Raw genomic sequence first — 21,302 nt, 5'->3', positions numbered from 1 at the left:
TTTTATTGAATAACTGAAATATCTTTTTTCATTAAATCAGATTCCTCAGTCAGATTGTTTCTTTTAAAAAAGTTCTCTAAGTCCGCTAACCTCTTTTTATTATCATATTGAATACACGAATTCAGTTTCCTCTGGCAGACAGAGCACAATCGTATCGTACTTCTATCTGTTTCAGATAAACTGTTGGTTCCATTCATTACACAATCAGCATTAATACAATGGTGCATTCCAAACATATGTCCAATTTCATGAGAACTCGTTTTTAGTAATCTTACCAAACACAAATCAAAATTTTCGGCAGTAAGTTTACCATCCTGAAATCTGTAAATAGAGCTTACGCCTACTTTATCTCTATAGGAAGCAAGTCCAAAAACATAATTCCATTCCGGTTTAGGGTATAAATCCAATTCTGAAAGTCCCATTAATGCAATTCTATTCTCCGGTTTTTCTTCTTTTAATATATCATTTAAAAGATATCCTGCTAATAATTGTTCATGACCTTCCGTAGACATTCTTCTTGCTGAATTTGGAACTATATCATTAGAAATTGGTTCTAATGTTTTTGTTTTTAATTGAAAAAAGAGTTCTAAATACTCATTAACAAGCTGAATCTGTTTCTTCTGCAGAGAATTAAAATTTCCAATTGGTTTTATATAAATAATATTCTCCTCTTTAGTCGGAACGATGTGCTTAGATCTAAAATATTGTTCAAAAGTCTGTCCATCTTCAGGATGAGAAAAAAGCCAATCTCCATAACTTGGTTTTGGTAATTTAACGTCATTAGCTTTGATGTTCTTAAAATAGGACGCTTCTTCCGGAATTTGTTTTGAAGCTTCTTTTGAGATTTCTTTCGCTCTTTCCTTGTTACAAGCGCAAAATAATATGAGAAGAAGAATAGTTATTTTTTTCATTTATTCTTTGGAATATATTTTAAAAACCAATTTTAAATTAATTCCTTAAAAATAAACTTTTCATCATAATCAACTTCAAATTTTTCGAGAAAATTGATATACTCTTCTTTAAATGTTTTCTTTTTATGATGTTCTTCTTGATTTTCTATATAATCAGCAACTGCACTTAATTGAGATTTACTATATGAAAATGCTCCATATCCTTCCTGCCATTCAAAATAAATGTTGGTAAATTTATTTTCGTTTATCCATTTGGATGAATTTTGCTTTATGCTTTTCATCAATTCAGATATTGATTGCACGGGTCTTATCCCGATTAAAATATGAACATGGTCAGAAACGCCATTGATCGCTAAGACCTTATGATTATTGTTTTTAATAATTCCTGAAATGTATTTATATAAATCATTTTTCCAGTTTGTATGTATAGCCGCTTGTCTATACAGCAAAAACAAAATGAATGTGAATTTGGGTGTAGGTATTTGCCATGATTGTGTAGTCCCTACGGGACAAAAAAACTTACCGATATTTTTTCTACCGATATTTTATTCCTAGCGGAATATTTTTTGATTGTCTTCAAATATATAAAAAAGAAGGAATATTCTTTCTTTTAATTTTAGCAAAAATGTATAGTCCCTAACGGGACATTATGAATGTTGATCCATTTTTTTTCTACCGATATTTTATCCCTAGCGGGATATTTGTATTGATTTTAATCGGAATTTATTAAAATGAGATTATGCTAAAAAGTTCCGCTAGGAACAAAATATCGGTAGAAAAAATATCGGTAAGTTTTTTTGTCCCGTAGGGACTACACCTAATCTAATTCCAGAGTTTCAATAAAAAATGGTAAAATTTTATCAATAATATTATTCCATTAAAGACTATACATCCAAAAAACAAATTGTTCCGCTAGGAACATAATATGGGTAGAAAAAATTGTATCAACATAATTTTTTGTCCCGTAGGGACTATACATTTTTATATCTTCATTTTTAACTTCGTATCTTTGCCCAAATTATTGAAGAAAAAATGAGAATTGACATTGTTACACTTTTACCTGAATTATTAAGAAGCCCTTTTGAGGCATCAATTATGAAACGTGCCATTGACAAAGGCTTGGTCGAAGTACATTTTCATAATCTTCGTGACTACAGCACTAATAAACAAAAAAGTGTAGACGATTATCCTTTTGGCGGCGGTGCCGGAATGGTAATGACAATTCAGCCTATTGATGATTGTATTACGCATCTTAAAAGTCAGCGTGAGTATGACGAAGTAATTTATATGTCTCCAGACGGCGAAACCTTAAACCAGAAAATGGCCAATAAAATGTCGATGTATGAAAACATTATCATTTTATGCGGGCATTATAAAGGTGTTGACCAACGTGTTAGAGATCATTTTATTACTAAGGAAATTTCGATTGGTGATTACGTTTTATCTGGCGGAGAATTGGGCGCATTAGTTTTATCAGATGCTTTAATTCGTTTAATTCCCGGTGTTTTAAGTGATGAAACCTCAGCCTTAACAGATAGTTTTCAGGACAATTTACTTTCAGGACCAATATATACAAGACCCGCAGATTATAAAGGATGGAAAGTTCCGGAAGTTTTAACCAGCGGCCATTTTGCCAAAATTGATAAATGGCGCGAAGATAAAGCATATGAGCATACTAAGAATAGACGTCCGGATTTGTTGGAATAAATTCCAAATTTTTAAAATCCCAAATTCCAATTAATCAACTAGTTAAGAAATTAGAATTTGGAATTTATTTTTATTGGAATTTTAAATATTTTAATTACATTTGCACCCGAATTAGACTAACCTCTGGCGAGATCCGTGAATGTTACTCTATTAAACTATAATAATAAAATTATCATGGCAGATTTATTAAAATTCGTTCAAACCGAATTCGTTGCTAAAAAAGATTTCCCTGAATTTGGAGCTGGAGATACTATCACAGTTTTCTACGAAATTAAAGAGGGTGAAAAAACAAGAACTCAGTTTTTTAAAGGAGTTGTTATTCAAAGAAGAGGTTCTGGTAACACAGAAACTTTCACGATTCGTAAAATGTCTGGAGCTATTGGAGTTGAGCGTATCTTCCCAGTAAACTTACCAGCTTTACAAAAAATCGAAATCAACAAAAAAGGTGCAGTTCGTAGAGCTAGAATTTTCTACTTCAGAGAACTTACTGGTAAAAAAGCTAAGATTAAAGATAAAAGAAGATAATCATTTATCAATCTGTTATAAAAAACTCGTTTCATACTATTTGAAACGAGTTTTTTTTATGCCTTCTTTTTAAGCAATATCAAAACCGTAATTTTTTAATATCAAAATCATCGATTTAGCAATTTTACGAAATCGTATTAGCAATCTGATAATTTCAGCAATTATCAGGAAAACTAAACCGTTTTCGGACTGTTTTTATTATATTTGCTCCGCTCATTTTGAGCCAACTCATACCTTTTACATCGCCATTCTTTGACGACACGATTATAAAAAAAAAAAAATGACACAGAATTCAAAAATTTTTTACACCTTAACTGATGAGGCGCCTTTATTAGCGACTTATTCTTTATTACCTATTGTTCAGGCTTTTACTTCTACAGCTGGTATTGCTATTGAAACTAGAGACATCTCTTTGGCAGGAAGAATTTTATCTAATTTTCCTGAGTCTTTAACAGATGCTCAAAAAACAGTAGATGCTCTTGCTGAATTGGGTCAGTTAGCAACAAAACCAGAAGCTAACATTATCAAATTACCAAACATTTCAGCATCTGTACCACAATTAAAAGCTGCTATTGCAGAATTACAATCTCATGGTTACAATGTTCCTAATTTCCCGGAAGATCCGCAAAATGATGCCGAAAAGGAAATTAAAGCAAAATATGCAAAAGTATTAGGTTCTGCTGTAAACCCTGTTTTACGTGAAGGAAACTCTGATCGTAGAGCGCCAAGAGCCGTTAAAAACTTTGCAAAAGCAAATCCTCACTCAATGGGTGCCTGGTCTGCTGATTCAAAAACTAAAGTTGCTTCTATGCCAAACGGTGATTTCTACGGAAGTGAGCAGTCACTTACTGTTGCTGAAGCTAACGATGTAAAAATCGAATTTGTTGCAAAAGACGGAACTACAACTGTTTTAAAAGCTAGTACGCCGCTTAAAGCTGGTGAAATCATCGACAGCTCTGTTTTAAGTGTAAAAAAATTAAAAACTTTTGCTGCTGATGCTATTGCAGAAGCTAAAAAAGAAGGTGTTTTACTTTCTGTGCATTTGAAAGCTACTATGATGAAAGTTTCAGATCCAATTATCTTTGGCGCTATCGTTGAAGTATATTTTGCTGATCTTTTCAAAAAATACGAAACTTTATTTGCAGAATTAAATATTGATACCAGAAATGGTTTAGGTGATATCTACGCAAAAATTGCCGGAAGACCTGAACAAGCTGAAGTTGAAGCAGATATTACTAAAGCAATCGAAAACGGACCAGCTTTAGCAATGGTTAATTCTGATAAAGGAATTACAAACTTACACGTTCCATCTGATGTTATTGTTGATGCTTCTATGCCGGCAATGATCCGTACTTCTGGACAGATGTGGAACAAAGATGGTAAAGCACAAGATACAATTGCAGTTATTCCAGACCGTTCTTATTCTGGTATTTATACAGCAACTATTGATTTCTGTAAAAAACACGGTGCTTTTGATCCTAAAACAATGGGAAGTGTTCCTAACGTTGGATTAATGGCTCAAAAAGCTGAAGAATACGGATCTCACGATAAAACTTTCCAAATAAAAGGTGATGGTGTTGTTCGTGTTGTTGATGCAAACGGAACTGTTTTAATGGAACAAAACGTTGAAACAAACGATATCTTCAGAATGTGTCAGGCAAAAGATGCTCCTATTCAGGACTGGGTTAAACTAGCTGTAAACAGAGCTCGTTTATCTCAAACTCCTGCTGTTTTCTGGTTAGACGAAAACAGAGCGCATGACAGAGAGTTGATCGTAAAAGTTCAAAAATATCTTAAAGATTACGATACTACAAACTTAGATATCCGTATTTTAAACCCAGTTGCTGCAACTGAGTTTACTTTAGACAGAATCATCAAAGGTTTAGATACTATTTCTGTAACAGGAAACGTTTTACGTGACTACCTTACAGATTTATTCCCTATTTTAGAACTTGGGACTTCTGCAAAAATGTTATCTATCGTTCCTTTAATGAACGGTGGTGGATTGTTCGAAACTGGTGCTGGAGGATCTGCTCCAAAACACGTTGAGCAATTTACAGAAGAAGGATATTTACGTTGGGATTCATTAGGAGAATTTTTAGCTCTTGGTGCTTCATTAGAGCATTTAGGACAAACTCTAGACAATTCTAAATCAATTGTATTAGCTGAAACTCTAGACGAAGCAAACGATAAATTCTTAGCAAACGATAAATCTCCAGCTCGTAAAGTTGGGCAAATTGACAATCGTGGTTCTCACTTTTATCTTGCATTTTACTGGGCTCAAGCTTTAGCTGCTCAAAACAAAGATGCAGAATTAAAAGCGATCTTTACTCCTATTGCTGCTGAATTTGAAGCAAACGAAGCTAAAATCGACGCTGAATTAATTAGTGCACAAGGAAAAGCTCAAAACATTGGCGGATACTACCAGCCAACTCCTGAGTTAATAAGCAAAGCAATGCGTCCTAGTGAAACATTCAATGCAATTATTGCAAAAATAAAATAAGAAATGCACTCCGTGCATTTTTAAAATAAAGGTAAAAAGGGCAGCTTGCAAAAGCTGCCCTTTTTTATTCTTAACTAATGTTTAACAATAGTTGGACTCTAATATTTAGCAAGAATTGTTAACTATGTAACTCAAAACCAAAACGATGATTACAAAAAAGATTAGTTTCCTTCTCATCATTCTTTTTACCACACTTCATTCTTTTTCTCAGGATAAATTTACACTAAGCGGTACTATTAAAGATTCAAAAAACAACGAAACCTTAATTGGTGTCAATATTTATATTCCAGCTTTAAAAATAGGAACTACAACAAACGAATACGGTTTTTATTCTATTACAGTTCCTCGTGGTGAACATCAAATCGAAATTAGTTATGTGGGTTATCAAACCATTCAGCAAACAATCACTTTAAATCAAAATACCAAAAACAATTTTTCCATCAGCGAAAGCGGCGAAGAACTTCAGGAAGTTGTCATTACAGATAATAAAGGAAAAATAAATATCAAATCGCCAGAAATGAGCGTCAACAAACTCTCTATTTCAACCATAAAAAAAATGCCGGTAGTTTTAGGTGAAGTCGATGTTTTAAAATCAATTTTATCACTTCCCGGAGTTACAAATGCGGGCGAAGGCGCTTCTGGATTTAATGTTCGCGGCGGCGGCGCAGATCAAAATTTAATTTTGCTAGATGAAGCGACAATCTTCAATTCATCTCACGTTTTTGGATTTTTCTCGGTTTTTAATCCGGATGCCATTAAAGATTTAAAATTGTATAAAGGCGGGATTCCGGCAAGATTTGGCGGAAGAGCTTCTTCTGTTTTAGATATTTATCAAAAAGACGGAAGCAGTAAAAATTTTCATATGAACGGAGGAATTGGTTTAGTTTCAAGCCGACTTCTTCTGGAAGGTCCAATTGTAAAAGACAAAGGTTCTTTTTTAATTGGCGGAAGAGGATCTTATGCCCATTTATTTTTAAAACTTTCAGAAGACAACAAAGACAATTCTGCTTATTTTTATGATTTAAACGCTAAACTGAGTTATAAATTAAACGACAATAACAATTTATATTTATCGGGGTATTTTGGCCGTGATGTTTTCAGCTTAAACAAAAGCTTTACTAATATTTACGGAAATTCAACTTTAAACCTGCGCTGGAATCATTTATATTCTAATAAATTATTCTCTAATTTATCCCTTATTTACAGCGATTATTATTACGGTCTTGATTTGGATTATGTTGGCTTTAAATGGGATTCGGGAATTCAAAACTATAATATCAAATACGATTTCAAACATTATATTTCAGATAAATTCAAACTCAATTATGGTTTAAGCGGAATTTACTACGAATTCAATCCGGGAACTATTATACCAAGTAATACTACTTCTGGGATTAATCCGGATCAATTAGATAAAAAATATGCTTTTGAACCTTCGATTTATTTAGATGCCGAAAATCAGCTTTCGAAAAGAATAACGCTGGCGTATGGATTACGTTACAGTTTGTTCTATCGTTTGGGTTCTTCAACCATAAATTATTACGACAATAATAGTCCGGTAGTTTTTAATTCAGATACGGAGGTTTATGAAAAAGGAACTCCAACCTCTACAAAGTATTTCGGTAAAAATAAAGTAATTCAGGATTATAATAATTTCGAGCCGAGACTTTCAATCTCCTATCAATTAAATGACGATCAGTCCATAAAAGCGAGTTATAATCGTATGGTGCAGTATCTCCAGTTAATTTCCAATACCTCATCTCCTACTCCATTAGACGTCTGGATGCCAAGTGACAATTATATTAAACCACAAATTGCAGATCAGGTTGCTTTAGGATATTTCCGAAATATTAAAGAAGGCGCCTATTCGTTGGAAGTTGAAACTTATTACAAAAAAATACAGAACAGATTAGATTATATTGACGGTGCAAATTTGATTGCCAATAATGCCATCGAACAAGTTATCCTGAACGGAAGAATGCGTGCTTACGGTTTAGAAATTATGGTTAAAAAAAATGAAGGCAAATTTAACGGCTGGGTTTCGTATACTTTATCAAAATCAGAACAGCAGACGCCTGGAAGAACTCCGGAAGAAATTGGAATCAACAATGGTCAATGGTATAGTTCTCCTTACGATAAAACACATAATCTAGCAATAACGTCTGCTTATAATTTAAACGAAAAATGGTCCTTTGGAGCTAACTTCGCTTTGCAGTCCGGACAGCCGGTTACTTACCCGAACTCACAATATGAATATTTAGGAATTACGGTTCCAAGTTACGGTCTTCGAAATGAAAATCGTCTTCCGGCTTATCATCATTTAGATGTTTCCGCTACCTTAACGCCGAGAAGTAACAAAGGCAGAAACTGGAAAGGCGAATGGGTTTTCAGCATTTATAATTTGTACAACCGAAGCAACGCAGCTTCTATTAACTTTAGGCAAAATTCTGATACAGGTTTAAATGAAGCGGTACGATTATCAATCTTCGGAATAGTTCCGGCCGTTAGTTATAATTTCAAATTTTAAAAATTCATTTCTGAAAAGAAAATAAAAAGATATAGTATGAAAAAAATAATCGCATTAATTGTTTTATTTACATCGGTTTTCTTCGCAAGCTGTGAAGATGTAGTAGATGTTGATCTGGATACCGCACCTCCAAAATTAGTTATCGAAGCGGCCATAAACTGGCAAAAAGGTACTACTGGAAAACAGCAGACAATAAAATTAACAACAACAACCGGTTATTTTGAATCGGTAATTCCAACGGTTTCGGGAGCAACTATTTATATCAGAAACAGCGAAAACGTACAATTTAATTTTACAGAAGTTCCAAAAACGGGACGTTATCTCTGTAATAATTTCACACCGGAAATTAACGAAACTTATACGCTGACTGTTATCAGCGGAGGAAATACCTATACAGCATCTGAAACTTTAAAATCTGTTGCACCTATTACTCATATTGAACAAAACAACGAAGGTGGATTTACAGGAAAAGATATCGAAATAAGAGCTTATTTTAACGACCCTGCAGATGTAGATAATTTCTATTTATATAAATATGCGTACTCTAATAAAGTTACTTCTAATTTTTATGTTGATGAGGATAAGTTTTTTCAGGGAAATGAATTCTTTAGTGTTTCTGATGATGACGAACTCAAAGCTGGGGACGAAATAGAAATAACACATTACGGCATTTCAAAGCAATACTATAATTACATGAATATTTTGGTAAGTATTGCCGGCAGTAATGTTGGCGGACCTTTTCAATCGCCGCCTGCAACTGTAAAAGGAAACATCATCAACACAACCGATAAGGCAAATTATCCATTAGGCTATTTTTCACTTAGCGAAAGTCAGACAAAAAAATTCAAAATAGAATAACAAAACATGGAAGCCAGAATTGAAACTTTAACCGAGAAAAAACTTATCGGAAAGCATATTGAAATGTCCTTTATCGAAAACAAAACATTTCAGTTGTGGAGCAGTTTTATGCCAAAACGAAAAGAAATCAAAAATACAATTGATGAGAACTTATATTCCCTGGAAGTCTTTTCTACCGGGCATTTTGATAACTTTGACCCTAATAAAATTTTCCAAAAATGGGCTGCTGTAGAAGTTGCAAATTATGACGAAGTCCCGCCAGGAATGGAAACTTTAATTGTTCCAGATGGTTTATATGCCGTTTTTATACATTATGGCCCTGCTTCAGAAGGACATAAAACCTATCACACAATTTTTGCAGAATGGCTTCCAAATTCAAAATACACAGTTGACGACAGGCCGCATTTTGCCGTTATGGATCATAAGTACAAAAAAGAAGATCCAGAATCGGAAGAAGAAATCTGGATTCCGATAAAAAACAGGGATTAATCGCTTGGCTATGAATTATTCTTTTTAATTTCAACTAAAAAAAATGTTAATCGAAACACTAAAAATACTTTTTAATAGAGATTTAAATAAACTCAAATTTGAAATTGAATCATACGAATTCGAAAAGCAAATTTGGGCTGTTGATAAAAATATTTCTAATTCTGCCGGAAATCTTACACTGCATTTAATTGGAAACATCAACACTTACATTGGTGCCGAAATTGGAAAAACAAGATATATTCGAAATCGTCCTTTAGAATTTTCCCTAAAAGATATTCCAAAATCAGAATTAATCGATAAAATTGAAAATACAATTATAGTTGTAAATGATGTGCTGGATATTTTAACCGAAGCAGATTTAAACTCCATTTACCCGCAAATTGTTTTCGAAAAAGAAATGACAACAGGATTCTTCTTAGTTCATCTCGCAACACATTTAGCCTATCACGTTGGCCAGATAAATTACCATCGACGATTATTAGACTTATAATAATATGCCACAGATTTCACAGATTAAAAGGATTAATCATTTAAATCTGTGAAATCTGTGGCAAAAAAAATCTAAAATCAACACTCTAAAATCTAAAATTCAAGACGTACCTTTGCACTACATCCAAAAAATCTCACATGTCATCACACCATATAGTCCGCGACGATCAGGAACCAGCATTAATAATTGCAAACGGGGCGGCCTGCGATCCTGAATTATTAGGACAATTGCTTGAATGGTCTCCGTTGGTTATTGTTTTAGATTCGGCAATAGAAAGAGTAATTGAATTAGGCATAAAAATCGATGTACTTTTAGGAGATTTTGACAGAGGTTTTGATCCCGAGATTTATAAAACGTCACAATATCCACTCGAAATTGTTCACACCCCAGATCAGGATAAAACCGATTTAGAAAAAGCTTTTGATTATTTAGTTAAAAGAAAAATTCCTGCAGTAAACGTAGTTTGGGCAACCGGAAGACGTGCAGATCATACGATTACTAACTTAACCAATATTGTTCGCTATAGAGATTTACTTAAAATTGTAATTCTCGACGATCATTCAAAAATCTTTTTACTTCCAACAAAATTTGAAAAATGGTATACTGCTAAAACTCCAATTTCCCTAATCCCAATTGGTGTTGTAAATGGTATTTATTCTACCAATTTAGAATATCCTCTACAAAATGACACCTTAACAATGGGTTACAGAACGGGAAGCAGTAATTCAGTTGCAAACGACGGCCTTGTAACTATTTATCACACAAACGGTGATTTGTTACTAATGGAATGTTTTGATTAAAGAGCCAAAGGCTCGGTTCATTTTATAGGGCTGGATTTTTAATCCAGTCAAAAAAGGAATGTGTACCTTTGCAGCGAAATAAATCAAAATGAAAGCAGAAAACAATTCCCAAAAAGACAATTTACATCCAAGAAATCTTCATCGTTCCAGATATGATTTTGAACTTCTTATTTCAAATTGTCCTGATTTAAAAGCTTTTATTTCCATCAATAAATATGGAATCGAAACCATTGATTTCAGCAATCCGCTTGCAGTAAAAACTTTAAATAAAGCTTTATTGCAAACGTATTATGACATTCAAAACTGGAATATTCCTAAAAATTATCTTTGCCCGCCAATTCCCGGAAGAGCAGATTATATTCATTACATAGCCGATTTATTAGCAGAAATAAACAACAATCAAGTTCCTGAAGGAAATTCTGTTTTAGGATTAGACATCGGATCGGGTTCAAATTTAATCTATCCGATATTAGGGAATTCTATTTACAACTGGAGTTTTGTTGCGACTGATATTGACAAAAAAGCAATCGAAAACTGCAGTAAAATTATTGAAGCCAATCCAAGATTAATCGATGCAATCAGCTTACAACAGCAGACAGAATCCCGATTTATCTTTAAAAACATTATAATTCCCGAAGACCGATTTACATTCACAATGTGTAATCCGCCTTTTCACGCGTCAGCAGAAGAAGCAAATAAAAGCACTTCGAGAAAAGTTTCCAATCTAAATCCAAAGGAAAAAAGAAATACAAATCCAGTTTTAAACTTTGGAGGGCAAAATGCTGAATTGTGGTGCAACGGCGGCGAAATTGGTTTTGTAACACAAATGATTTACGAAAGCGCAAAATACGCTTCCCAATGTTTGTGGTTTACAACTTTGGTTTCTAAAAAAGAAAATCTTTCTTCGATTTATAAAACTTTGAAAAAAGTAAATGCCTTTGAAGTCAAAACAATTGAAATGTCGCAAGGACAGAAAAATAGTCGTATTGTAGCTTGGACATTTATAAGTGATATTCAACAGCGAAAAAATTTCATTTAAATAATTGATTTTCAGCTAAATTCTTGATTTTATAATACACTTTTGTTAGGTTTGTCCTAAACTATTAAATATCAGAATCATGGCAGAATATATAGGTTATCTCGCTTCCTTTTTTATTGTTGGAGGATTTTTGCTAAAAGACCTAAAAACAATACGACTCATAAACTTATTTGGATGTATTTGTTTTGTTGTTTATGGTATTTTTTTTTAAGATTACAGAGATTTTAACCAATGGCTTTTACCGATTATTATTCCAAATGCGATTTTATCATTTGTTCAAATCTATCATTTGACATCCAAAAAAGCATGACAGATTGTAATTATGATATTTTAAAACAAAATTCTGATACAGTTTCTGTTTTCTATAATCGTAACTTTAAGTTCAAATTGAACTTATACCATGTCAAAATTATACTCCAGATTAGCAATACTTTTATTTTTAGTCACAAGCTGCGCTTCAACCAAAAAGACAAAATTTGAAGATTACGTTTTTAAAACTAAAAGCGAAGAACAAAAATATGAAACTGCTTATAACAAAGCTTTGAAACTTTGGGACATTCCATATACCGAAGAAAATGTAAAAACAAATTTTGGAACTGCCCATGTCATTATCGCCGGACCAAAAAATGGAAAGGATTTAGTTTTACTCCACGGAATGGATGCCAGTTCAACCATGTGGTATCCTAACATTAAAGCTTTAGCCAAGAATCATCGCATTTATGCCATCGACTTTTTGATGGAAGCCGGAAAATCTCATTTAACCGCAAAACCACTTTCATCAGAAGAAATTGTCGTTTGGTACAACGAAATTTTTGATCATTATAAATTAAAGAAATTTGACATCATTGGTGCTTCCCGAGGTGGCTGGATTGCAACATTATTGGCCATTCAAAAAGAAAATTCTATAGATAAAATTGTGCTGTTAAGTCCGGCACAAACTTTTAAATTCATTGACAAACCTAGAAAAACATCATCAGCTTTACTTTTAAAACTTTTTCCTAGTGAAAAGAAATTCAGCAAAACATTAAAAACATTTTCTACGCATCCGGAAAAAATTAGTCCTATCTACAACAGGCAATTTTATCTGGCTAATAAATACGCCAAATCAAATTCAAGTATGCTAAAAATGACGCCTTTTTCAGATAAAGAATTAGAATCAATCAATAATCCCGTTCTGGTTTTAATTGGCGATAAAGATGTTATTAATTCTGAAGAAAGTTTAGAGCGGGCACAAAAACACTTAGTCAACAGCAAAACAAAAATCATAAAAGATGCCGGGCATTTTTTAACTATCGACCAGCCAAAAATTATAAATGATGCTGTTATTAATTTTTTAGAATAACGGAAATGTATAGTCCCTACGGGAGGACAATTTGTACAAGCGAATATTTGTTTTGCTACCGATATTTAATCTCTGCGAGATATATTTAAGAACAAATTATTTGTTGAAAAAATTATCTTTTGACTATTAAATTTGGTTAAATATTCTAATTATAATTTAAAATTAATTCGGAAAAACTATCTCGTAGAGATTAAATATCGGTAGAAATAAAGGGCTGTTATATTTTAAAATTGTCCCGTAGGGACTATACAAATCATCAGGTTTTTTATCTTTTTTATAGCATTCAAACTTTGTATCTTTACAAAACCAACTTTTCATCAGTCAAAAATGAATTTCCAAGTATCTTCAGAATATAGTCCAAAAGGAGACCAGCCGCAAGCCATACAAAAACTCGCACAAGGTGTAGTTGGTGGAGAAAAATACCAAACATTATTAGGAGTTACAGGATCAGGTAAAACATTTACAGTAGCCAATGTTATTCAGGAAGTACAGCGCCCTACCATAGTTTTGGCACATAACAAAACTTTGGCCGCACAGCTGTATTCAGAATTCAAACAATTTTTCCCGAATAATGCGGTGGAGTATTTCGTTTCTTACTACGATTATTATCAGCCGGAAGCTTTTATGCCCGTAACAGGAGTTTTTATTGAAAAAGATTTATCTATCAATGAAGAGCTTGAAAAGATGCGTTTAAGCACCACATCTTCCCTTCTTTCTGGTCGACGTGATGTTTTGGTAGTAGCATCTGTATCGTGTTTATACGGTATTGGAAATCCTGTTGAATTTAAGAAGAATGTTATTGAGATCAGCAGAGATCAGCTTATTTCGAGAACTAAATTGCTGCATAGTCTTGTACAAAGTTTGTACGCCAGAACAGAAGCCGATTTTAATCCGGGAACTTTTAGAATTAAAGGTGATACGGTTGAAATTTATCCAAGTTATGCAGATGATGCTTACAGGGTTCATTTTTTTGGAGATGAAATTGAAGAAATAGAATCTTTTGATGCGAAGACTTCTCAGGTAATTGAAAAGTTTAAAAGACTGACTATTTATCCTGCCAATATGTTTGTGACTTCGCCGGAAGTCCTTCAAGGTGCAATTTGGGAAATCCAGCAGGATTTGGTAAAACAAGTAGATTATTTTAAAGAAATAGGCAAACATTTAGAAGCCAAACGTTTGGAAGAAAGAACCAATTTCGATTTAGAAATGATTCGTGAATTGGGTTATTGCTCCGGAATTGAGAATTATTCCCGTTATCTTGACGGAAGACAAGCCGGAACAAGACCTTTCTGTTTACTAGATTATTTCCCAAACGATTTTTTAATGATTGTTGACGAAAGCCACGTTACGGTTTCGCAGGTACACGCCATGTATGGAGGTGACCGCAGCCGTAAAGAAAACTTGGTTGAATATGGTTTCCGTTTACCTGCCGCAATGGACAACAGACCTTTGAAATTTGAAGAGTTCGAAGCTTTGCAAAATCAGGTAATTTACGTTTCGGCAACTCCGGCAGATTACGAATTACAGAAATCTGATGGTATTTATGTTGAGCAGATTATTCGTCCAACGGGATTATTAGATCCGGTTATTGAAGTGCGTCCAAGTTTAAATCAAATTGATGATTTGATTGAAGAAATTCAGGTTCGCTGTGAGCTAGACGAAAGAGTTTTGGTAACAACTTTGACTAAAAGAATGGCAGAAGAATTAGCCAAATATTTAACCAAAGTCAATATTCGATGCCGATACATCCATTCTGAAGTGGATACTTTAGAACGTATCGAAATCATGCAGGATTTACGAAAAGGAATTTTTGATGTTTTAATTGGAGTAAACTTACTTCGTGAAGGTTTAGATTTACCCGAAGTTTCGCTTGTGGCAATTCTAGACGCTGATAAAGAAGGTTTCTTAAGAAATCACCGTTCTTTAACTCAAACAATTGGGCGTGCAGCGAGAAACTTAAATGGTAAAGCAATTATGTATGCCGATAAAATTACGGCGAGTATGCAGAGAACAATCGACGAAACCAATTATAGAAGAACGAAACAAATCAATTATAATATCGAAAATAATATAACACCACAGGCATTAAACAAAAAAATAGAAAGTGCTTTTACTAAAAATCCTTTGGTAGAATACGAACTAGGTCATACTTTGTCAGCCGCTGCAGAACCGGAAACAGCATACATGTCAAAAGCAGATCTTGAGAAAATGATTCGTGAGAAACGAAAATCAATGGAAAAAGCAGCAAAAGAATTAGATTTTATGCAGGCTGCAAAACTACGTGATGATATCAAAAAGTTACAGGAACAATTACCTTAATTATGTTGTTCCTGAAAAACTCTTAATAAAACTTTAGGATCAATCATGGCATTTGGAGCTTTTTTCATTAAATCTAAAATACGCTTTACTGCAGTTGGGTTTAATCCCATTTCAATCGCAATCTGCTGAATGGCTTTTGCTTCTTTTTCGTGTAAAATTCCATCGCAGTGCATGATTAAAGCCAATCTGTAAAACTGCTGAATACGCTGAAATTCTGATTTTACAACTACTGGCTTAATTTCCTGATGAAATAAATCATGAAAAACATCCAGCCCGATATTTAATTCCTGAGCAACGTGCCACAAAAATTCATACTCTCTTTTATGTAATTGCCCATCGACTGTAGAAAACGCAATTAATTCTAAAAGTAAACTTTTCTTTTGTGCTTCGGTATTCATCAATTTGTTATTTTTAGCTAAAATATTGCTTTTAAATTAAAAACACAAAATCTAATGATGAGGGGATTTTTCATATTTATATTTCTTTGGATGATTGCCGGAAATGCACAAAGTACGGCTTCAAAAAGCGTGTCAACTTTTACCATTGAAGCACCTCAATTAAACACCCAAAAGAAAATCTGGATCTATCTTCCCGAAAATTATTCGGCTTCAGCCAAAAAATACAGTGTAATTTATATGCACGATGCTCAGAATTTGTTTGATGCCAAAACTTCTTATGTCGGCGAATGGAATGTCGACGAAAAATTAGACAGTTTAAAAGCGCAAATAATAGTTGTTGGGATTGAACACGGAAACGAAAAACGTATCGACGAATTAACACCTTTTAAAAATGAAAAATACGGCGGAGGAAATGCCGATAATTATTTAGAATTTATCGTAAAAACATTAAAACCTTATATAGATAAAAACTACAGAACCAAAACAAAAGCTAAGAATACAATCATTTTTGGAAGTTCACTTGGTGGTTTAGTTTCGTATTATGGAGCTTTGAAATATCCCGAAGTATTTGGCAAGGCAGGCGTTTTTTCACCTTCATTTTGGTACACAAACGATATCTATACTTTTACTGAGAAGATTCCAAAAATTAAAACAAAATTTTACTTTTTATGCGGCGATAAAGAAGATGAAAATATGGTAAAAGACATGACCAAAATGGAAAAATTATTGGATACAAAGCGTTGTTACTGTCTTCATCTCACCAAATCTAAAGTTGTAAAAGGCGGCGAACATAATGAAAAATTGTGGAGGGACGGTTTTGTAAAAGCAGTTCTTTGGCTTAATTATTGAGAAAAAAAACATAAAAAAACAGCACAAAAATCATGAAACTAATTTTAAGAGAATATAACCTAAAACTAAAACATACTTTCACGATTTCAAGAGAATCAATTGATTTTCAGCCTTCTTTAATTGTTGAACTTCAGAGTGATGGTTTTTCGGGTTTTGGAGAAGCAACTTCAAATCCGTATTACAAAACAACAGTTTCAATGATGATTCAGGATTTAGAAAAAATCAGGAGCATTATTGAAAACACACAAGATGAAACTCCAGATGCATTTTGGGCAAAAATGTATCCGTATTTGAAAGAGGATATGTTTGCACTTTGCGCTTTAGATTTAGCTTATAATGATTTGTATGCTCGTAAAAAAGGTAAAAAGTTATACGAATTATGGAATTACACAACCGAAAGAAATCCGCTTACGGATTACACAATTGGAATTGCTTCTATTGAAAAAATGGTTTCAAAAATGCAGGAACTTCCCTGGCCTATTTATAAAATTAAATTAGGAACCAAAGAAGATATTGCCATCGTAAAAGAACTTAGAAAACATACAGATGCTATTTTTAGAATCGATGCCAATTGCGGCTGGACTGTTGATGAAACAATTAATAATGCTATTGAATTAAAAAAACTGGGCGTTGAGTTTTTAGAACAACCTATGAAAGCAGACAATTGGGAAGCGCACAAAGAGGTTTTTAAACATTCTGTTCTTCCGGTAATTGCAGATGAAAGCTGTATTATTGAGGAAGATGTCGCAAAATGTTTCAATCATTTTCATGGAGTTAATGTAAAACTAGTAAAATGCGGCGGTTTAACCCCGGGAAAGCGCATGATCGAAGAAGCTAAAAAATTAGGTTTAAAAACGATGGTAGGCTGCATGACGGAATCAACAGTTGGGATTTCTGCAATTGCTCATTTATTACCTCAACTTGATTATGTTGATATGGATGGTGCTTTGCTTTTAGCAGAAGATATTGCAACCGGAGTAACCATAAAAAATGGTGCTGTGAGTTATTCTGATCTTAACGGAACCGGGGTTACACTTCTATAAAATGATAGTAGAAAAATTTCCCGATCGAATTATAGAAATTGACCAAGAACAGTATTTGTATTTTGGCGGAACTGCTTATTTGGGGCTGCCAACCAATAAAAAATTCCAGGATTTAGTCGTGCAGAATATTTTAAAATGGGGAACAACTTACGGCAGTTCCAGAACAGCCAACATCAAATTAAGTGCTTATGACAATGGTGAAAAGTTTTTAGCTGCTCACATAGGTTCAGAAAGTACGGTTACGGTTTCTTCAGGAATGCTGGCCGGGAAATTGGTTATCGATTTAATGAAAAAGCAGACAGATTGTTTTTTTCATTTTAATGACACACACAATGCAATCAAAATTGAAAATAGTCTTCCGTTATTCGTTAATGACAAATTAAATGATCGTTTATTAGACTCAAAAGCTGAAAAAATAGTGATTCTTACTGACGGTGTTCCTTCTTTTGAAACAAAACCTGTTGATTTATCATTTTTAAAACAAATTCCAAATCATAAAGAAGTTACTTTAATTTTGGATGAATCACATTCTTTTGGGATTTTAGGTAAAAATGGAGCCGGGATTTACGCATCAATTGATTTCCCTCTCAAAAGAAAAATCATGGTTTCTTCTCTAGGAAAAGCTTTTGGTTTAACTGGTGGTGTTATAGCAGGGAATGTTGATTTTATCAATAAAATAAAAGAAATGGAAACTTTTACAAGTGCAGCGGGAATGAACCCTGCTTTTGTTCAAACACTTTCAGATGCTGCAGAAATTTATACTTTACAACACATAAAACTGCTGGATAATTTAAAATATGCAGACTCGATTTTAATCCAAAACAACAATGTCAAGTTTGATAAAAACTACCCTTTGATTTATCTTTTATCAAAGGAATTAGTAGAAAAATTAAAAGCCGAAAAAATTATTATTGCCAGCTTTAAATACACCAAAGATGCTGAACCACTAAATCGAATTGTAATTACAGCCAACCATCTCAAAGAAGATTTAGATAAATTAATTGAAGTTCTAAATACATAGAATTGTACTGAAAAAATAAAAAGTCTGTCACGAATTTCACGAATTGTATGGTGCTTAAAATTTAATTTGTGAAAATTCGTGAAATTCGTGGCAAAAAACCTTTACTCTGTTCAATAAGTTGTAATCAAATTACTTTTAAAACGTACCTTTGTAAAAAATAAACGATGACAAATAACGATATACTTAAAAAACTTCGCGTGGCTTTGATGCTTCGTGATGACCAAATAGTTGAAATTTTAGAATTAGTAGATTTTAGAATTACGAAATCAGAATTGGGCGCTTTTTTTAGAGCCGAAGATCATGAAAATTACATGGAATGTGGTGATCAGGTTTTACGTAACTTCCTGAACGGATTAGTAATTCACTTAAGAGGAACAAAAGAAAATCCTAAAAACCCGAATGATGTTTTAGCCAAACATAAAGCGGAAATTCCTAAGAAAGACAGCACAAAAGAAAGACCTGAATTTAAAGCTGCTTCTAAAGATTCAGAAAGAGGAAGAGGCGATAAAGCACCTTCTAAAACTGGTTCTGCTGCTAAAAAACCTTTTAAGAAAAAACCGGCTGCACCAAAAATACAGGTTGTAGAAAAAGTGGTTTACAAAAACGGTAAGAATAAGAAATAATCAATATTGCGATATCATAATTTCATAAAATCCCTTCGATATTCGAAGGGATTTTTTTATTACACATCATTTATCGTAGAGACGCACAGCAGTGCGTCTACGTCTCGTGAATCCATAATGGGAAATACGTTGCGTAGACGCACTGCTGTGCGTCTCTACGATATACATTATCCATAAAAAATTTCATGTATTGATTTTTTTGACATAACTACAAACAAAAAATCCCTCCGAATATCGAAGGGATTTTCTATATAATTGATTTCTTATTTAATTAAGAAAGAGCAGCTTTAACTTGGTCAGCAGCTTCTTGAAACTGAACAGCTGATAAGATTGGCATACCTGAATTGTCAATTAATTCTTTTGCAATTTCAGCATTTGTTCCTTGCAAACGAACAATAATTGGCACTTTAATAGCGTCACCCATGTTTTTGTAAGCATCAACAACTCCTTGAGCAACACGGTCACAACGAACGATTCCTCCGAAGATGTTAATCAAAATAGCTTTTACGTTTGGATCTTTTAAGATAATACGGAAAGCAGTTTCAACACGTTTAGCATCAGCAGTTCCACCAACGTCAAGGAAGTTAGCAGGCTCAAAACCAGCATATTTAATTAAATCCATAGTTGCCATTGCAAGACCAGCTCCGTTTACCATACATCCTACAGTACCGTCAAGATCTACATAGTTCAAACCTACTTCTTTAGCTTCAACTTCGATTGGATTCTCCTCACGGATATCTCTCATTTCAGCATATTTAGGTTGTCTGTATAAAGCATTATCATCAATATTTACTTTAGCATCAACAGCCATAATTTTATTGTCAGATGTTTTCAAAACCGGGTTGATTTCAAACATAGAAGCATCAGAACCAATGTAAGCATTGTATAATGAATCGATGAATTTTACCATTTCTTTGAAAGCATTTCCAGAAAGACCTAAGTTAAAGGCAATTCTTCTAGCTTGAAAACCTTGTAATCCAACAGAAGGATCAACTTCTTCTGTAAAAATTAAGTGTGGAGTGTGTTCAGCAACTTCTTCGATATCCATTCCACCTTCAGTAGAATACATAATCATGTTACGTCCTGTACCTCTATTCAATAAAACAGAAACATAAAACTCAGAAGTTTCGCTTTCACCAGGATAGTATACATCTTCAGCAACTAAAACTTTGTTTACTTTTTTACCCTCAGCAGAAGTCTGAGGTGTAATCAATTGCATTCCGATAATTTGTCCTGCAATTTCTTCAACTTGTTGAAGATTTTTAGCTAGCTTAACTCCACCGCCTTTTCCACGACCACCTGCGTGAATTTGTGCTTTTATTACGTGCCATCCTGTACCAGTTTCGGCAGTTAATTGTTTTGCAGCAGCTACAGCTTCAACCGCATTGTTAGCCACAATTCCGCGTTGAATGCGTACTCCGTAACTTGCTAAAATTTCTTTTCCTTGATATTCGTGTATGTTCATAATATAGAATTTGTCTGGTTCTGAATTTAGTTCAGAATAAAAGTGCGACAAAAATAGCAAAATTCAACTTAATAGTAAAATGTTTTTCTATTAAAAAATGACACTTACAGGTATTAAACGTTTATTCTTTCGCAACGCAAAGAAATAGTTAACTAAACGATTTGTTAAAGTTAACTCAAAACCACTAAAACGTTTGATATTTAACAAAAACATCACCGTATTTATTAGCCTTACGACGATTTTTCTTAATATATTTTAATTCGCATTATCATTTTATCATTTCGCAATGGTTAATACAATATTATTATCAATTAAGAAGCCTTTTTCTAGTATTACAACAAAAATGTAAGCGAAAGTATAATTTCAATACATTATGTTTAACGAAATCTTTAT

19 protein-coding genes are annotated in these 21,302 nt (G+C 33.4%); 15 read left to right on the top strand and 4 right to left on the bottom strand.

Translation table 11 applies throughout. The annotated features are described in order from the left end of the window. Positions 1–2: 2 nt before the first annotated feature. Positions 3–911, bottom strand: a complete 909-nt coding sequence (locus ASD98_RS10295; protein ID WP_056203903.1) for an archaemetzincin — start codon at positions 909–911, stop codon at positions 3–5. 32 nt (positions 912–943) lie between these two features. Then, positions 944–1,360: an IS200/IS605 family transposase gene (gene tnpA / locus ASD98_RS10290; protein ID WP_369814763.1), complete on the bottom strand. Its 417-nt coding sequence runs from the start codon at positions 1,358–1,360 to the stop codon at positions 944–946. Between the two features lie 583 nt (positions 1,361–1,943). On the opposite strand from tnpA, the gene trmD reads away from it, so the two are divergent. The 11 genes from trmD (at position 1,944) to uvrB (ending at position 15,510) form a co-directional block, all read left to right on the top strand. Next, positions 1,944–2,618: a tRNA (guanosine(37)-N1)-methyltransferase TrmD gene (gene trmD, locus ASD98_RS10285; protein WP_053471053.1), complete on the top strand. Its 675-nt coding sequence runs from the start codon at positions 1,944–1,946 to the stop codon at positions 2,616–2,618. A gap of 174 nt (positions 2,619–2,792) precedes the next feature. Then, the gene (gene rplS, locus ASD98_RS10280) at positions 2,793–3,143 is read left to right on the top strand and encodes a 50S ribosomal protein L19 (RefSeq protein WP_053471187.1); all 351 of its coding nucleotides are present in this window, start codon (positions 2,793–2,795) and stop codon (positions 3,141–3,143) included. A gap of 280 nt (positions 3,144–3,423) precedes the next feature. Further along, positions 3,424–5,646, top strand: coding sequence for an NADP-dependent isocitrate dehydrogenase (locus ASD98_RS10275; RefSeq protein WP_056203901.1), 2,223 nt, complete (start codon positions 3,424–3,426; stop codon positions 5,644–5,646). Positions 5,647–5,791: 145 nt separating this feature from the next. Beyond that, a complete protein-coding gene (locus ASD98_RS10270) occupies positions 5,792–8,173 on the top strand; it encodes a TonB-dependent receptor (protein ID WP_056203897.1) in 2,382 nt (793 codons plus the stop codon). A gap of 36 nt (positions 8,174–8,209) precedes the next feature. Further along, complete coding sequence (locus ASD98_RS10265) at positions 8,210–9,031, top strand: DUF4249 domain-containing protein (protein WP_056203895.1); 822 nt, start codon at positions 8,210–8,212, stop codon at positions 9,029–9,031. A 6-nt stretch (positions 9,032–9,037) separates the two neighbouring features. Further along, complete coding sequence (locus ASD98_RS10260; RefSeq protein ID WP_056203892.1) at positions 9,038–9,520, top strand: GyrI-like domain-containing protein; 483 nt, start codon at positions 9,038–9,040, stop codon at positions 9,518–9,520. A gap of 43 nt (positions 9,521–9,563) precedes the next feature. Further along, a complete protein-coding gene (locus tag ASD98_RS10255) occupies positions 9,564–10,010 on the top strand; it encodes a DinB family protein (protein ID WP_056203889.1) in 447 nt (148 codons plus the stop codon). A 137-nt stretch (positions 10,011–10,147) separates the two neighbouring features. Further along, the gene (locus tag ASD98_RS10250; protein WP_056203885.1) at positions 10,148–10,810 is read left to right on the top strand and encodes a thiamine diphosphokinase; all 663 of its coding nucleotides are present in this window, start codon (positions 10,148–10,150) and stop codon (positions 10,808–10,810) included. An 88-nt stretch (positions 10,811–10,898) separates the two neighbouring features. After that, positions 10,899–11,849: a 23S rRNA (adenine(1618)-N(6))-methyltransferase RlmF gene (rlmF, locus tag ASD98_RS10245; protein ID WP_056203882.1), complete on the top strand. Its 951-nt coding sequence runs from the start codon at positions 10,899–10,901 to the stop codon at positions 11,847–11,849. A gap of 400 nt (positions 11,850–12,249) precedes the next feature. Next, positions 12,250–13,191 carry an alpha/beta fold hydrolase gene (locus tag ASD98_RS10240; protein ID WP_056203879.1) on the top strand — a complete coding sequence of 314 codons (942 nt, stop codon included), beginning with the start codon at positions 12,250–12,252 and terminating at the stop codon, positions 13,189–13,191. Between the two features lie 327 nt (positions 13,192–13,518). Further along, complete coding sequence (uvrB, locus tag ASD98_RS10235) at positions 13,519–15,510, top strand: excinuclease ABC subunit UvrB (protein ID WP_056203876.1); 1,992 nt, start codon at positions 13,519–13,521, stop codon at positions 15,508–15,510. Here the strand turns inward: uvrB and ASD98_RS10230 are convergent. Then, positions 15,507–15,908 carry a hypothetical protein gene (locus tag ASD98_RS10230; RefSeq protein ID WP_056203872.1) on the bottom strand — a complete coding sequence of 134 codons (402 nt, stop codon included), beginning with the start codon at positions 15,906–15,908 and terminating at the stop codon, positions 15,507–15,509. The two genes, uvrB and ASD98_RS10230, sit on opposite strands and share 4 nt — an antisense overlap. Before the next feature lie 57 nt (positions 15,909–15,965). Here ASD98_RS10230 and ASD98_RS10225 point away from each other — a divergent pair, with 57 nt between their 5' ends. The 4 genes from ASD98_RS10225 (at position 15,966) to ASD98_RS10210 (ending at position 19,444) form a co-directional block, all read left to right on the top strand. Then, entirely contained in the window at positions 15,966–16,757 is a 792-nt protein-coding gene (locus ASD98_RS10225; protein WP_369814765.1) for an alpha/beta hydrolase, read from the top strand. 32 nt (positions 16,758–16,789) lie between these two features. Next, the gene (locus tag ASD98_RS10220) at positions 16,790–17,800 is read left to right on the top strand and encodes a dipeptide epimerase (protein ID WP_056203866.1); all 1,011 of its coding nucleotides are present in this window, start codon (positions 16,790–16,792) and stop codon (positions 17,798–17,800) included. A 1-nt stretch (position 17,801) separates the two neighbouring features. Further along, positions 17,802–18,821 carry an aminotransferase class I/II-fold pyridoxal phosphate-dependent enzyme gene (locus ASD98_RS10215; RefSeq protein ID WP_056203863.1) on the top strand — a complete coding sequence of 340 codons (1,020 nt, stop codon included), beginning with the start codon at positions 17,802–17,804 and terminating at the stop codon, positions 18,819–18,821. Positions 18,822–18,985: 164 nt separating this feature from the next. Continuing rightward, positions 18,986–19,444: a DUF1456 family protein gene (locus ASD98_RS10210; RefSeq protein WP_056203858.1), complete on the top strand. Its 459-nt coding sequence runs from the start codon at positions 18,986–18,988 to the stop codon at positions 19,442–19,444. Between the two features lie 271 nt (positions 19,445–19,715). Here ASD98_RS10210 and sucC read toward each other — a convergent pair whose 3' ends face one another. Next, complete coding sequence (gene sucC, locus ASD98_RS10205; RefSeq protein WP_056203855.1) at positions 19,716–20,909, bottom strand: ADP-forming succinate--CoA ligase subunit beta; 1,194 nt, start codon at positions 20,907–20,909, stop codon at positions 19,716–19,718. Positions 20,910–21,302 lie beyond the last annotated feature (393 nt).

Origin of the sequence: Flavobacterium sp. Root186, from assembly GCF_001428525.1 — a bacterium.
Lineage (GTDB): Bacteria > Bacteroidota > Bacteroidia > Flavobacteriales > Flavobacteriaceae > Flavobacterium.
This window is presented reverse-complemented; position numbering and strand designations above follow the sequence as displayed.

Bases quoted from the DNA above. Each gene is read 5' to 3' on its own strand.
- ASD98_RS10295 (WP_056203903.1), bottom strand. From the start codon at position 911: ATGAAAAAAATAACTATTCTTCTTCTCATATTATTTTGCGCTTGTAAC.
- trmD (WP_053471053.1), top strand. From the start codon at position 1,944: ATGAGAATTGACATTGTTACACTTTTACCTGAATTATTAAGAAGCCCT.
- rplS (WP_053471187.1), top strand. From the start codon at position 2,793: ATGGCAGATTTATTAAAATTCGTTCAAACCGAATTCGTTGCTAAAAAA.
- ASD98_RS10275 (WP_056203901.1), top strand. From the start codon at position 3,424: ATGACACAGAATTCAAAAATTTTTTACACCTTAACTGATGAGGCGCCT.
- ASD98_RS10270 (WP_056203897.1), top strand. From the start codon at position 5,792: ATGATTACAAAAAAGATTAGTTTCCTTCTCATCATTCTTTTTACCACA.
- ASD98_RS10265 (WP_056203895.1), top strand. From the start codon at position 8,210: ATGAAAAAAATAATCGCATTAATTGTTTTATTTACATCGGTTTTCTTC.
- ASD98_RS10260 (WP_056203892.1), top strand. From the start codon at position 9,038: ATGGAAGCCAGAATTGAAACTTTAACCGAGAAAAAACTTATCGGAAAG.
- ASD98_RS10255 (WP_056203889.1), top strand. From the start codon at position 9,564: ATGTTAATCGAAACACTAAAAATACTTTTTAATAGAGATTTAAATAAA.
- ASD98_RS10250 (WP_056203885.1), top strand. From the start codon at position 10,148: ATGTCATCACACCATATAGTCCGCGACGATCAGGAACCAGCATTAATA.
- rlmF (WP_056203882.1), top strand. From the start codon at position 10,899: ATGAAAGCAGAAAACAATTCCCAAAAAGACAATTTACATCCAAGAAAT.
- ASD98_RS10240 (WP_056203879.1), top strand. From the start codon at position 12,250: ATGTCAAAATTATACTCCAGATTAGCAATACTTTTATTTTTAGTCACA.
- uvrB (WP_056203876.1), top strand. From the start codon at position 13,519: ATGAATTTCCAAGTATCTTCAGAATATAGTCCAAAAGGAGACCAGCCG.
- ASD98_RS10230 (WP_056203872.1), bottom strand. From the start codon at position 15,908: ATGAATACCGAAGCACAAAAGAAAAGTTTACTTTTAGAATTAATTGCG.
- ASD98_RS10225 (WP_369814765.1), top strand. From the start codon at position 15,966: ATGAGGGGATTTTTCATATTTATATTTCTTTGGATGATTGCCGGAAAT.
- ASD98_RS10220 (WP_056203866.1), top strand. From the start codon at position 16,790: ATGAAACTAATTTTAAGAGAATATAACCTAAAACTAAAACATACTTTC.
- ASD98_RS10215 (WP_056203863.1), top strand. From the start codon at position 17,802: ATGATAGTAGAAAAATTTCCCGATCGAATTATAGAAATTGACCAAGAA.
- ASD98_RS10210 (WP_056203858.1), top strand. From the start codon at position 18,986: ATGACAAATAACGATATACTTAAAAAACTTCGCGTGGCTTTGATGCTT.
- sucC (WP_056203855.1), bottom strand. From the start codon at position 20,909: ATGAACATACACGAATATCAAGGAAAAGAAATTTTAGCAAGTTACGGA.